Annotated in this window: 14 protein-coding genes; 5 read left to right on the top strand and 9 right to left on the bottom strand. The window is 58.2% G+C overall.

Going from position 1 to position 13,351, the window contains the following annotated elements; translation table 11 throughout:
• Nucleotides 1-35 precede the first annotated feature (35 nt).
• A complete protein-coding gene (locus AC5DB9_RS11725; RefSeq protein WP_273009102.1) occupies nt 36-893 on the bottom strand; it encodes a putative RNA methyltransferase in 858 nt (285 codons plus the stop codon).
• An 87-nt stretch (nt 894-980) separates the two neighbouring features.
• On the opposite strand from AC5DB9_RS11725, the gene AC5DB9_RS11720 reads away from it, so the two are divergent.
• Nucleotides 981-1,904, top strand: coding sequence for a hypothetical protein (locus AC5DB9_RS11720; protein WP_022958260.1), 924 nt, complete (start codon nt 981-983; stop codon nt 1,902-1,904).
• Nucleotides 1,905-1,908: 4 nt separating this feature from the next.
• On the opposite strand, the gene AC5DB9_RS11715 is transcribed toward AC5DB9_RS11720, so the two are convergent.
• From AC5DB9_RS11715 to AC5DB9_RS11690, 6 genes are all read right to left on the bottom strand, one after another.
• Nucleotides 1,909-3,357 carry an AAA family ATPase gene (locus tag AC5DB9_RS11715; RefSeq protein ID WP_491732054.1) on the bottom strand — a complete coding sequence of 483 codons (1,449 nt, stop codon included), beginning with the start codon at nt 3,355-3,357 and terminating at the stop codon, nt 1,909-1,911.
• Between the two features lie 22 nt (nt 3,358-3,379).
• Entirely contained in the window at nt 3,380-4,798 is a 1,419-nt protein-coding gene (locus tag AC5DB9_RS11710; protein ID WP_273009109.1) for a wax ester/triacylglycerol synthase family O-acyltransferase, read from the bottom strand.
• Nucleotides 4,799-4,823: 25 nt separating this feature from the next.
• The gene (locus AC5DB9_RS11705) at nt 4,824-6,614 is read right to left on the bottom strand and encodes an ABCB family ABC transporter ATP-binding protein/permease (protein ID WP_273009110.1); all 1,791 of its coding nucleotides are present in this window, start codon (nt 6,612-6,614) and stop codon (nt 4,824-4,826) included.
• A gap of 2 nt (nt 6,615-6,616) precedes the next feature.
• Nucleotides 6,617-6,949: a DUF3301 domain-containing protein gene (locus AC5DB9_RS11700; RefSeq protein WP_022958256.1), complete on the bottom strand. Its 333-nt coding sequence runs from the start codon at nt 6,947-6,949 to the stop codon at nt 6,617-6,619.
• Nucleotides 6,950-6,980: 31 nt separating this feature from the next.
• The gene (locus AC5DB9_RS11695) at nt 6,981-7,358 is read right to left on the bottom strand and encodes a PH domain-containing protein (RefSeq protein WP_273009112.1); all 378 of its coding nucleotides are present in this window, start codon (nt 7,356-7,358) and stop codon (nt 6,981-6,983) included.
• Nucleotides 7,359-7,427: 69 nt separating this feature from the next.
• Complete coding sequence (locus AC5DB9_RS11690) at nt 7,428-7,871, bottom strand: acyl-CoA thioesterase (RefSeq protein ID WP_022958254.1); 444 nt, start codon at nt 7,869-7,871, stop codon at nt 7,428-7,430.
• A gap of 338 nt (nt 7,872-8,209) precedes the next feature.
• Here AC5DB9_RS11690 and AC5DB9_RS11685 point away from each other — a divergent pair, with 338 nt between their 5' ends.
• Nucleotides 8,210-9,592, top strand: coding sequence for a hypothetical protein (locus tag AC5DB9_RS11685; protein ID WP_273009114.1), 1,383 nt, complete (start codon nt 8,210-8,212; stop codon nt 9,590-9,592).
• Between the two features lie 60 nt (nt 9,593-9,652).
• On the opposite strand, the gene AC5DB9_RS11680 is transcribed toward AC5DB9_RS11685, so the two are convergent.
• Nucleotides 9,653-10,570 (bottom strand): histone deacetylase family protein, encoded by a 918-nt coding sequence (locus AC5DB9_RS11680; RefSeq protein ID WP_273009116.1) that lies wholly within the window; start codon nt 10,568-10,570, stop codon nt 9,653-9,655.
• Between the two features lie 264 nt (nt 10,571-10,834).
• Here AC5DB9_RS11680 and AC5DB9_RS11675 point away from each other — a divergent pair, with 264 nt between their 5' ends.
• The 3 genes from AC5DB9_RS11675 (at nt 10,835) to AC5DB9_RS11665 (ending at nt 12,752) form a co-directional block, all read left to right on the top strand.
• A complete protein-coding gene (locus AC5DB9_RS11675; protein ID WP_273009118.1) occupies nt 10,835-11,785 on the top strand; it encodes a M23 family metallopeptidase in 951 nt (316 codons plus the stop codon).
• Nucleotides 11,743-12,126: a bactofilin family protein gene (locus AC5DB9_RS11670; protein ID WP_273035673.1), complete on the top strand. Its 384-nt coding sequence runs from the start codon at nt 11,743-11,745 to the stop codon at nt 12,124-12,126. Before AC5DB9_RS11675 ends, AC5DB9_RS11670 begins: the two co-directional genes overlap by 43 nt.
• Nucleotides 12,127-12,191: 65 nt before the next feature.
• Nucleotides 12,192-12,752 (top strand): PhnA domain-containing protein, encoded by a 561-nt coding sequence (locus tag AC5DB9_RS11665; protein WP_273009122.1) that lies wholly within the window; start codon nt 12,192-12,194, stop codon nt 12,750-12,752.
• Nucleotides 12,753-12,807: 55 nt separating this feature from the next.
• Here AC5DB9_RS11665 and AC5DB9_RS11660 read toward each other — a convergent pair whose 3' ends face one another.
• Nucleotides 12,808-13,296, bottom strand: a complete 489-nt coding sequence (locus AC5DB9_RS11660) for a hypothetical protein (RefSeq protein WP_273009124.1) — start codon at nt 13,294-13,296, stop codon at nt 12,808-12,810.
• Nucleotides 13,297-13,351: the final 55 nt, after the last annotated feature.

Below are 13,351 nucleotides of genomic sequence, written 5' to 3'. Positions count from 1 at the left end.
GCTGCGGAGAAAATGTTTCCTCAGCGGGCAGGCTTTTATGGCCCGTCGACTCGCAATAGTCGCAATACAAGATCGGCTGTCACCGGCAGTGGGGCACTGTTCAGCAGACGCTGCTGTGCGGTCGGGCTGGCGCGGTGGTAGTGTGGCGTCATCATTAACAGCTGTTCAAGAGGCTGGCGCGTCAGTTCGTCGATAGTAAATTGCAGGCGCTGTTCATTGAGTACGGGGCCAATCGTATCAATACCTTCCTGAATAGATGGCGCCTCACTGCGGCGCAACTCCGGGTAGAGGTGCTCGCGCATTTCCAGCAGATGATCGGGGCCGGCATCCACTTGCAGATACAGCCCGCCTGGCGCCAATAGGCGAGCGAATTCACGATAGACCGGGAAACCAAAGGCGCAGAGCAGCAGTTGCTGACTGTGGTCCGGTAGCGGCACTTGACGATTGCTGGCGACAATACCGTTCAGTTGGCGGTTGCGTTGCAGGCAGGCGCGCAGCGCCCACTTGGAAATATCCAGCCCAGTGGCGATAATCTCCCGCTCCGGTGTATCCAGTGCCGCGCAGAGTGCCTGCAGGTAATAGCCCTCGCCGCAGCCTGCATCCAGTATTGCCAGCGGAGCAGCCGTGTCGAGATGGTCAGTGCATAGCTGGCTGATTGCGGTGGCGATAGGGGCGTAGAAACCGCTGTCGAGAAAGGCTTTGCGGGCGGTCACCATCGCTTTGCTGTCGCCGGGATCGCGGGATTTTTTGTGCTGCACCGGCAGCAAATTAACGTAGCCCTGACGGGCAATATCAAAGCTGTGACCCTTTGGGCACTGCCAGTGGCTGGATTGCCGTTGCATGGCATCGCCGTCCAGTGGGCAGCGGAGGTCGCGTAAGGGGAGTAAAGGCATGGTGTCTCGCGGTCTGTTACAGTGCGCAGCATAACGCGACCGGGCATCAATCGGCTACGCCTGTACCATTAAGGATAATTTCGGCACATGTTTAAAAAACTTCGTCAGGAAAAACGGCAGCGACGGGCGCTGGCCGAGGCCATCGATCGTCGGGTCGAAGCGCTTACCCAGCGTTTCGAGGCCGATGCCCTGCACCGCCGGGAGTCGGGTGTGCAGCGCAATGCCCCGCGTGAACTGGTGGTGTCGCTGACCAGCTTCAGCAAGCGTATCCACGATGTTTACCTGACGATAGAAAGTCTGTTGCAGCAGTCTCACGCGCCCGATCGTATTGTGCTGTGGCTGTCGGCTGAGGAATTTGGCGAGGGAGATATCCCGGCGATTTTGCGTCGCCAGTGTGAGCGCGGCTTGGACATCGAATTTGTGGAGAAGGATCTCGGCCCGTACACCAAGTTTTTCTATGCCTTGCAGAAGTACCCCGAGGCGCTGCTGCTGACGGTGGATGACGATATTCTTTATCCGCAGGATATGGTTGACCAACTCTACCGCGCCCACCTCAATGCGCCGGACCAGATTCACTGCACCCGTGGTCACCGTATTCGTCTGGACGAAAAAGGCGAGCTACTGCCATACAAACAGTGGTGGCGTCGCAACGATGATCGCGACAGCTCACTGATGATTTTTCCTACCGGCGTCGGCGGCGTATTGTATTTCCCCGGTTGTTTTGACGACGACATTGCCAATGTTGACGCGTTTCAGCGCCTGGCGCCCAATGCCGACGATGTCTGGCTGAAGGCCATGAGTCTGAAAAAAGGCACGGTGTGCACCATGCTGGAGGGGCGCGGCGTGTGGATGCAGCGCTTCCCGGTCATCGCCGGCAGCCAGGAGGTGTCGCTGAAGCGCCGCAACAAAAGCAAGCGCAGCGGCAATGACGAGCAGATTAAAGCGGTGTTTGACGCCTACGAGCTGATGCCTGTGGTGCGCGAGGTGGCGGCCAAAGAACCGGGGTTATAGCCGCCTAATTTGCCGGAACGGCTCGCTCTTGGCACCACTGCCGCAGGGCTTGCAGATGCTCGCTCATGGTCACGGACAGCGGCACGGTATTGCCGAGTTCTCCAACAATATGCGCGGTTTGCAGTGCCTCGTCGCGGGCGCGGGCACTGTAGCCGGCAGAGACCACCGCCTGTTCGATTTCGGCGCCGGTAAACCCGTCGCTTGCCTCACTCAGTGCATCCAGTTCAAAGGCCTGGCTGTCCTGGTCGCGTTTTTCCAGGTGAATACGGAAAATCTCCCTGCGTACCTCGGCATCGGGCAGGTCGACAAAGAAGATCTCGTCGAGACGGCCTTTGCGAATCAGTTCCGGTGGTAGGCGCGAGATATCGTTGGCGGTGGCAACGACGAAGACGCCGCTCTGCTGTTCTGCCATCCAGGTCAGCAGGCTGCCCAGCACGCGCCGGGCGGTGCCGCCGTCGTGGCTGTCGCCACTGATGCCTTTTTCTATTTCATCGATCCAGAGCACACAGGGCGCCATAGTATCGGCGAGCTTTAGCGCTTCACGAACATTGCGTTCAGACTCCCCGAAGAATTTATTGAACAGCGCGCCCATATCCAGACGCAGCAGGGGCAGTCCCCATAGCCCGGCAACTGCTTTGGCGGCCAGGCTTTTGCCGCCGCCTTGCACGCCCACCAGCATCATGCCCTTGGGACAGTCGCTCTGCTTGCCGAGAAAAGCATCCCGGCGCTGTTCCAGCCAGCTTTTCATCGCGCGCAGGCCGCCAACACGGGCAAAGGATTCCGTGTCGTATTCGAAGCTGAGCAGGCCGTCCATATCCAGCAGCTCAAACTTGGCTTTATTGATGGCGGGGATGTCACTGTGGGTGATGGCGCCATCCTGATAAATCGCACCTCGTGCCAGCTTGCGTACATCCTGCAGCGGCAGGCCGCGAAGATTCGCCACCAGTTTGTTGAGCGCGTCTCGGTCAGTGCGGACTTTGCGTCCCTTGTCCTTGGTGAACTGCTGAGCCTCTCTGTGCACGGCTGCCAGAAGTTTGTGGTCTTCGGGCATGGACAGTGAGAAGCGAGCGCAGAAACGTTTGAACTCTGGGGGAATGCTGAGGGCGTGGCTGATAAGAACCAGTCGCTGGCCGCTGTCCTCTGCGCGCATGGCGATTTCCTTGATGAGCCGCACGCAGCGGGGTTCATCGAGGAAGGGGTGAATATCACAGAGAGCAAACAAGCCCGCCTGCTCACTGTGGAGAATATGCTTGAGGGCCGCTTCGGGTTCGGCGGTGTGGTTCAGGCTTGCACCATGAGACAAATCAATCCGTCGCAGACCTTCGGTGACCGACCAGGCCTGCACCGGCAGCGCCAATTGCACGCCAAGCTTGCAGAGCAGTGTGAGCGCACGCTGCTCTTCCCAAGTTTCTATCACCACGATGGGAATATGGGATTCAATGATCAGGCGCAGGTCGTGGCTGGTATTCTTGGCGTTATTGGCTCAGTACCGCGTCACGCAATTCCTGGTATGACTGGCGCAGGCAGTCCGCGTAAACATCGGGATCGGGCAGCATATCACGACAGGCAGTGAAGGAAATGGCGATGGTGCCGCGCTTGTTCTGCACGCTGCTGTACACAATATGGAATAGCCCCACATTGGGTAGCAGGGGACCGAAGTTCATGCCATCGACCCGCTGGGCGCCACAGAAATACAGTTGCTCCGTTGGGCCGGGTACATTGGTGACGACCGTATTGAAGACCACCGCAGCTTCCGACAAGCCGGTGCTGGAGGCTGCGCGCAGGGCCAGTTGCAGCACCCCGCCGTGAAGAACGTCGGTCACGTCAACGGCCACCCGTGGCCCGAGGGCATCGGCGTAGGCCTTGCTTTCCAGTGAGGCCTGCTGGATAGCAATCAAGCGCTCGACCGGGTCGGCAATGTCGCTGCACAGCGAGGAGGTCATGAAGCCGACCATATTGCCGCTGCTGCTGGCTTCGCCGCCGCGTACATCAATTGGACAGCCTGCCACCAAGGTTTTTTCCGGCAACTGGTCTTTGCCTTGAAGGTAGTGGCGCAGCGCACCTGACACGATAGCCAGCATGACGTCGTTAATGGTGGCGCCGGGAATCTGCTGTTTGATGGCGCGGACCTCTGCAAAGTCCATGTTGACGGAGTCGACCACCCGGTGCGGCGATAATTTACCCTGAAAACGTGAGCGCTGTTTGTCGTCCAGGCTGCGAAAGTCCTGCTCTTTTTTGCCGCGTCGAATGCGCTGCCAGGCTGGCAGCAGCTTGCCTGTCAGCTTAATGGCTTTGCCCGGCTTGCTCAGATTGTTGATGAGCGCGGCGCGCAGCAGTTTGCCGCGCTTGAACACTTCCTCGTCGCTGCCCTCGGGTATGGGCAGGCTGCGCACCTCGGGACTCAGGTCGTGCAGCAGGGGCAGGAATCGGGCACCGGTCATGCCGTCCATCGCGGCATGATGGACCTTGATCATTACCGCAAAGCAACGCTCTGGCAGTCCCGGCACCTTGTCCAGGCCTTCAATGACATACATTTCCCAGAGCGGACGATGTATATCCAGCGGTCTCGCGTGCAGACGGGCGGCCAGAATACAAAGCTGCCGCCAGTCACCGGGCTTGGGCAGGGCCATATGGTGGATATGCCGTTCCACATCGGCTTGGTCCACGGGCTCCCACCAAGGCTGGTCGACGCCCCAGGGCAGTTTGCGCAGTCGCCGGTTGAAGATCGGTGAGAGTGGCGCACGCGCGTTGATCAAATCGATAATCTGTTTGAAACGCACCAGGCCACCGGGGGCGGTGGACTGGTCGTAAATGCTCAGGCTGCTGATGTGCTGCGGAATGCCCGCTGCCTCAGTGTGAATGAACATGGCGTCCTGGCCGGAAAGCTGTTGCATACTGCGTCCTCTTGACGATTTTTTGTTATGCGTTGTCGTTTCGCTGTCGTTGTTGCAGGGCCCACAGGGTGGCATAGCGACCTTGCTGGGCGAGTAATTGCTGATGGCTGCCGCGCTCTACAATTTTTCCCTCATCCAGCACCAGTATCTGGTCGGCATCGACCACCGTCGACAGCCGGTGAGCGATGACCAGCATGCTGTGCTGTTTTGCGATATCGCGCATTGCCGCCAGAATGGCCTGTTCCGAGGCGCTGTCCAGCGATGAGGTGGCCTCATCAAATACCAGTATCGGAGCGCCTTTCAACAGTGCCCGGGCGATCGCGACGCGCTGTTTCTCGCCGCCGGAGAGTTTCAGGCCGCGTTCACCGACCAGGGTGTCGGCGCCTTCGGGTAAGCGCGCCACGAAATGGTCGAGGTGGGCAAGACGGATCGCCTCGTCGACCTCGGCGTCACTGGCGTCAACGCGTCCGTAGCGGATGTTGTCGCGAATGCTCTGATTAAACAGCACTGTGTCTTGCGGGACGATACCCAGGCAATGGCGCAGGGAGGCCTGACTGACCTCGGCAATGTTCTGTCCGTCGATGGTGATTTGGCCGCTGCCAACATCGTAAAACCGGAACAACAGTTTAAGCAGCGTGGATTTTCCCGCACCGCTGCCGCCGACGATGGCAAGTTTCTGGCGGGGCGGCAGTGTAAAGCTGATCTCACTGAGAATTTGCCGGTCGACGTGGTAGGCGAAGCTGACCTGTTCGAAAACCAACTCACCCCGATGGATTTTCAAGTCCGGTGCTTCGGCGTGATCGCTGACGGTGGCGCGTTGGCGCAGCAGGCCAAACATGGCTTCGATGTTAGCCATGGAGCCTTTCATTTCACGGTAGACAAAACCGAGAAAATTGAGTGGCATGAAAATCTGCATCATAAAGGCGTTAATCAGGACAAAGTCACCCAGGCTCATTGCACCGCTCAGCGTATGGTGGGCGGCCAGCAGCATGGCGGCGGTCATGGATAGGGCGATGATCAGTGCCTGCCCGCCGTTCAGGGCAAATAAACTGAGGCGATTCTGGCGTCGGGCCTGCTCCCACTGCGCCAGCTCCTGGTCGTAGCAGCGGGCCTCGTACTCTTCGTTGCCGAAGTATTTTACCGTTTCGAAATTCAGCAGGCTGTCGACCGCACGACTGCTGCTGCGCGATTCAGCAGCGTTGGCGCGGCGGATGAAGCCGGTGCGCCACTCGGTGGCGAACACGGAAAACAGCACATATCCCAGTACCGCCAGAAACACGATCAAGGCGTAGTAAACACTGTACTTCCAGCCCAGCAGTACCAGCACCATGCCGATTTCGATGAAAGTGGGGACGATATTGAAGACCATGAAGCGCAGCAGAAAACTGATGCCGTTGGTGCCGCGCTCGATATCGCGCGACAGGCCGCCGGTGCGGCGATTGAGGTGAAAGTCCAGATCGAGCTGATGCAGGTGGCGAAAGACGGTCAGGCCGATCTCCCGCATTGCCCGTTCGGTGACGCGGCCGAACAGGGTGTCGCGCAGTTCGCCAAACAGCACATTGGCAAAGCGCAGGCCGCCGTAGGCCAGTAGCAGGGCAATTGGCACCAGGGTGAGTGCACTGGCGCTGCTGGTATCCAGATAATCGACGATTTTTTTCAGCGCAAAGGGGAGACCGACGCTAGCCAGTTTGGCTGCGATCAGGCAGAGCAGGGCAAGACTGATTCGCGGCAGGTGCGGTCGGAGGTAGGGGAGCAGTTCCAGCAGCGTTCGGCTGTTGACGGCTTGCTGCTCGTTATAGGTCGTATTGCCGTGCATGGTCAGTGAAGCCTGTCTTCGGGCATTCGGTGGGCCTGGAGCTGGATCGTTTCTATTGTGTTGCCGAGGGTGATGATTCTGCCCTGGTAACGCTCGTCGCCCTGTGCGCTGAATTCAAAGTGATAGCGGCGCCACCATGACAACTGCCCCTGCGAGTTGCGTTTCAGCCAGAGTGCGCGAAGCGCGATATTGTCATCCAGCAGCTGTAATTGCTGCGTTTTGAGGTAGTTTTCTACCGCGCGCTTGCTGCGTTCTTTTACGCCCTGTGATTGCCAGATGTGATAGCAGCACACGCAGAGCAGCGCGAGGAATGCCAGATCAGCGAGCGACAACATCGGCGTTACAGTGGCGGACTATGGCTGGCACTCAGGCTTGATCCTGGCGGGCCTTGACCAGCTCCCTGAAAACCTCGGGACGAGGCATGCCGTCGACCTGAATTTCCGGGGTGTCGCCCGCAGTGAAAATACTGAGTGTGCCAACGCCGAACAGGCGGTTCATCAGGCTTTGGCTGATTTTGACGGTGCGGATGCTGCTGGTGTTGAGTTCCGTGCGGTCCTTACTGAGCAGCCCTTGTTCGAGAATGATTTCGTCCCCATTGATTTCCAGTTTGGTGCTGCGGCACTTGAGGTACCAGACCACCAGAATAATCACGCCAATCACCACGGGAATCAGTAGCAGACTGAGAATGAATCCGAAGGGTTTGTTGCGAAACATCGAGGGGTGTTCAGCGTAGTTCTGGCTCACTGCAGGGCTCTCTGTTATTGGCTGATGCCTGCATTCTACACATTCTTGCTGATCCGGGCATGTCGGCCTTCAGGGATCGATAACCGCCGCACCGTATTGGGCATTAAATACCTCGGGCATACGCCGCGCTTTGCCGCTGCTCAGGCGTATGCATACCAGTTGCCAGCGGGCACGCAGCAGAATCTGACCGTCGTCGACCCTGCGCAACTGGAAGCGGCGCTCCATGGTCAGGCGCTGGTCGCTGCCGGTCAGCCAGGTCGCCATTTCACAGCGCTGGCCGAGAAAGGCTGCGCCAATATAATCGTAGTCGGCGCGGCGGATCACCATGGCGGCGTCCAGTTCGCGGTAATCGTCCAGGTTCAAGCCCAGCGCCAGTGAGTGCGCCCAGCCCGCGTCCTGACACCAATTAACGTAGACCGCATTGTTAACGTGGCCGAGGCCGTCGATGTGTTCTTGCTGAATGGCCACCGGGTAGACAAACGGCGACGGATAGTCCCAATCCTGTACTGTCAAAATTCATCCTCACACTCAATGGAACCGCAGTGTAACGAGTCTCCCGAAAGGGTCAATTGATTGTGGTGCGACGTTAATTGCCTACTGACGGCGCGTTGTGACGCAAGACGGCGAGGAGAATCTGTGGGATGTGATGTATGTCACGAAAATGTCATGGTCGCGCCTTAGTCATTTCGGTTTTCCCTTAGTTCGCCTAATTCCCACTGCTGGTTCAATGTTCAGCACATGCCGACTCAGAAGGGAAATAAGCGCTGCAGGCGCGCAGGCATGGTCGTAGACGGTCTGGGTTGTTCACCTTCACCGCCAACGTACCCCTAATATGCAAACGGAGTGACACCATGTTCAGACTGAATAACTACAATTTTGGTCGTTCAGCCCTACTCGGGCTGGGCGCGGGACTTCTGTTGACCGCCTGCGGTGGCGGTGGCGGCGGTGGTGGCGGTAGCAGCAGTGGCGGCGGTGAAACTGCTGCTTATCAGGGCGTTGCAGGGCCTCTCGATGCGGTGCAAGAGCCGCTGTCTACACAAGTACTGACACCGCTGAGTGAAGCCGCTGCGGGCACGCCTCTTGAAGGTGCCGTGAGCTGTGTTGATCAGGTGGTGGTGCAGGACACTATCGACGTGCTGGACAGTATTTTGGGTGCGGTGGATCCGACGTCCATGAATGATCCTCAAGTGGCATTTGCTGCCGCTGCTGAGAATATTCAGGCGGCCGTTAATGAGCTGCTGGCTGACTTGCCTGTGCTGCTGACCTCTCTGGCAGGCCAGGGCGATTGCACGGGTACTGGCGGTGGTGCTTCCGATGGCAGCAACCCGTTGGCTGGTACGCCGCTGGCTCCGCTGGGTGATGCCCTTGCTCCGCTGTTTGCAGCCGGTAGTGGTTTCGGCGGTGGATTCGGTGGCGAAGGCGGTCAAACACTGGACCTGACTGCGCTCCAAGCCCTCACAGATCAACTCTCAGCGGCGTTTAACGACGGCTTGAGCAACTTGCCTGCTGAAGTGGCTGATGCCCCGGTGCTGGGTGGCCTGCTGGTGACACTGCAAACCACATTCAATGATTTGAACACGACAGTCGCGGCACTGGATGCCGGTGACGGCGCGGCAACCGCAGGTGCGATTGCCGGTACGCTGGATAACCTGCTGAGCAATCTGTTGATCAATGTGGTGCCAGTTGGCTTTATTGAAGAGCAAGCTGGTCAGGGCGGCGTATTCAGCAGTCAGATCGAAGCGGGTATTGCGGCGATCACCGAGCAGCTGGGCAGTGGTTTGGGTGCGGTACTCGATCCTGCCTTTGACGCACTCTTTGGCTCGGCGACCGAGCAATTGATCGGTGGTTTGAACATGTTGCTGACGCCGATTGGTGAGGCTATTACTGGTGGCCTGAGTTCAGGTGGCGGCAGTGGTGCAGGCCCGACTGGCACACCTCTGGACATCCTGCTGGCCCCGCTGCAAGGCGTTGCTGAAGCGCTGACCGGCGGCCTCGGTGGCGGCGGTGGTGAAGGCGGTCTGACGGGCACTCCGCTGGATTTGATCCTGGACCCCATCGCTGACCTGCTGCAAGGCGGTGCTGGTAGCTGTCCTCTGGCCGATACCCCCCTGTCATCGCTGTGTGACCTGGTGAGCGAGTTCGAAAATCAGGTGGCGTCTGGTGGCGGTGGTGATCTGCTGGGTACATTGACTGGCGTTATTGAGTCTGTACTCGGTCTGCTGCTTCCCGGCTGATTGACACGTCCCTCACGATAAAAGGCGGCCTTTGGGCCGCCTTTTTTATTTATGCCCCGTTTAGCCCAGTTGCGCGTAGCAGCGCTGGGCTTCTTCGACAACAATGGCGTGGCGTGCCGCCAGCGCCAGGCGGTTATCGTCATAGCCGCCGCCAATGACGGTTGCAACGGGGATGCCCGCCTCCGCGCACTGCGTTAATACATACCGGTCGCGTTGGCGAATGCCGCCTTCGCTGACATTCAACAATCCGAGAGGATCTCCGGCATAGATGTCCACGCCGGCATCGTAGAGCACAATCTCAGGCTTGGCGGCTGCGATCGCTTGAGCGAGCCCTTCGGCGAGTATTTCCAGATAGCGGACATCCTCGACGCCCTTGGGGATATTGATGTCGAGATCACTCTCGGCTTTTCGAACGGGAAAATTTTTCTCGCAGTGCAGTGAACAGGTGTAAGCACCGGGCGTATCGCGAAGAATGGTCGCCGTACCATCGCCCTGGTGGACATCGCAGTCGAACACCAGTACGCGTGATACCTGCCCTGAAGACAGCAAGGTGCTGGCCGCGACGGCCAGATCATTAAAAACGCAGAAGCCCGAGCCAAAGTCATAGTGTGCGTGATGCGTTCCGCCGGCGAGGTGGCAGGCAATACCGTGACGCAGAGCCAGCTGAGCCGTCAGCAGGGTGCCATTGGGGGATATCCAGCTTCGTTTTATCAGCCCCTCACTCCACGGTAGCCCCAAGCGTCGGGCGGCTTTGGGGTCGAGACGGTTTTCGCTGATGGCGGTGATGTAGTCAGGGCAATGCGCCTGGGCGAGGACATCGGCTCTGGCCCGGCCGGGGCGGAACAGATTTGTCTCTGTCAGCAAAGAACGCTCGCTCAAATATTGGTTAAGGAGCCCGAATTTCTCCATGGGGAAGCGGTGTCGCCGCTCAAAGGGATAGCTGTAAGCGGGATTGCTGACCATAGGGGGCAATCGCATTGTGGTGATTCTCCTGCTGGGGACTGCTCTTTTGCTGTGCGCTGACTGCGACGATGTCTCAATGAAGGGCATTGTTCCGGGGTGGCCTGTGAGCCCTTGAGGCCGTAAAGATTGTATCGACCGCCTTGCCTTGTATAGTATCGCGATAATTAATTCGACATTGCCGGTATGTACTTCCGTTGTGCGGGCGGTTGCGCCCTGACGACAACGGTACATTTTCTGCATAGTCGGCAATCATAACAGGCACGGCAGCACGGTTGGTTTATGCGCGATCACTACCGCATTACGATTACAAGCTTCGAGGGATCGCGGCACTACACCCTGACACAGCTCGCACGGCGTTTTCTCGCCGGTATTGCCGGTCTGCTGGCCTTGCTGTTTCTCGGTGGCTTCCTTTCTATCTACCTGTTGAGCGGCAAACTGGATTCGCTGAATGGCGAATTGGTGGATCTCCGCAGCCTGCAGGATGCGATCAAAAGTGAAAATATTGCGCTGCTGGCAGAGCAGGAGCGCCTGCAGTCCTCGGTTGAGGAAAAAGTGACCGCGCTGGCGGTGATGGGTGAAGAGCTGGACAGCATTGAAGTGATGATTGGCCTGAAGCCTGCGCCGGAAGAGGCGCTGTATGAGCGGCTGGATACGGCAACGCAAACCATACAGGAAAAGCGCTACATGCTGACGGCGATTCCAAGTGGCTATCCGCTGGAGGACGCGTCGGTGACCAGCCACTTTGGTATGCGCAAGCACCCCGTGTTGGGGAAAAATATTCTGCACGGTGGCGCTGATCTGCGTGCCGACATCGGGACTCCGGTTTATGCCACGGCCGATGGGGTGGTGGAATGGTCCGGTATGCACGACAGTGGTTTGGGGCGGATGGTGAAGCTCAGCCACAATTTTGGCTTTTCCACCTTGTATGGTCATTTAAGTAAAACGCTGGTCAATGCTGGCGATTACGTTCGTCAAGGTGATGTGATTGCCTATAGCGGTAACACCGGCCTGTCCAGCGGGCCACATTTGCACTACGAAGTTCGGCACTTGTATCGGCGTCTGTCTCCGGGGCCGTTTATGGAGTGGTCTCTCGAAAATTACGATGTGTTGTTTACGCGCGAGGAACGGATTAAATGGGATTCACTGGCAAAAACACTAAGAAAGCAGACGGCGCTGCCCGAACGACGGTGGTCGCAGCTGGTACCGAACTTGTCGGCGACATCAAGCTGAAAGACAACTTTCATCTGGACGGCAAGATGGATGGATCGCTGGTCTCGCAGGGGGATGTCGCCATCGGTCGCAGCGGTCGCTTTAAAGGCGATGTTCAGGCCAAGCGTGTACTGGTCAGCGGCGTGCTGGACGGTAAAGTCGATGCGGACCGCCTGGAGATTGTCGCGTCGGGGCAGGTGAGTGGAGAAGTTAAGGTGCGGGAGCTGGTGATTGAGTCAGGTGGCCAGTTTGTCGGCGCCAGTCAGGTGAAAAAACATGATGCGCCCCAGTTGAAGCAAGTCGGAGGCAAGGCCGAGACTGAAGCAGAAACCGAGCCGGCCTCGAATCCTGCCACCGTTTGATTTGCGAGAATGCCCCGCGGCGGTGCCCTGGTCGTTTATAATGTCGGTTTTGCCAGGAGGGCAGTATGGCAATCGATCAGCAACTCCAAGCGCGCAGTCAGGGCCAGTGTGAACTGTGTGGCGCCAGTGAGCCATTAAAGGCATACGAGGTAGATGGCGGTGCAGCGGCGGCTGACGTCGCGCTGTGTGAGACCTGCTACGGGCAGGTGACTGAGGCGCAAGCACTGGAGACGGCGCGCTGGCACTGCTTGAGCCAGAGTGTCTGGAGTCCCGAACCGGCGGTACAAGTGCTGTCGTACCGCATGCTCAAGCGGCTGGCCGGTGAACCTTGGGCTCAGGATACGCTGGATATTGTGTTCCTCGATGAAGAGCTTAAAGCCTGGGCTGATGCGGGCAGTGCCGACGGCGATGTGGAGCCTACGCTGGACGCAAACGGTGCAGCTTTACAGGCTGGCGACACGGTGACGCTAATCAAAGACCTGAACGTGAAGGGCACCAGTTTTACAGCCAAGCGTGGAACTGCCGTGCGTAATATCTCCCTGAGTGATAACCCCGAGCATATTGAAGGTCGTGTCAACGGCACGCGTATTGTGATTATCAGCAAATACGTGAAAAAGTCTGGCTAACTTCGATGGGAGTGCCGAGGCAGCGGCCATCGCCACTGCCTCGGTAACTATCTGCTTATGCAGGATTTTGCTCAGACTCGGGCAATTGCTCAACCGTCTCCTGCAGTTCCTCCTCGATCGGCGCCGCAGGTGCTTCGGTAAACGAGACCTCGCTGGTTTCGCCGGCTATCACGCCGACCGCAATCACTTCAGTGAATGCGATATCGTCGTCACTCTCAGGAGCGTCGTTGCCGGGTTCGCAGGTATAGGCAACGCTGTACCCTTCCTCGGTCTCGGCCACAAAGCCAATGGTGAATCGGTATTCGCCGCTGTCATTCTGCAGCACTTCAGCGCTGGCAATCGGCCGGTTGGTTGACTCATCCCCAGTGCCATTGCCTTCCGGATCATAATAATCGTCGGGCGTTTGCTCTGCAGCGTTCAGGTCGCCGTCGTAAAGATACACACTGCCATTGCCGTCAATGGGTGAACAGTTCGGGTCATTGAGGACACTTTCTGCGACAGAGCCGCTAATGGTGCCGACTTCTATATTGTTCAGCAGTCGCATCGTAACCGTCCGGTGAACTCACCTGCTATTTCGTGCGCTCATCCGCAATCATAGT

The organism is Spongiibacter sp. (assembly GCF_984394615.1).
Note: the sequence above shows the minus strand (reverse complement) of the source record. Positions and strands in the feature narration are given on the sequence as shown.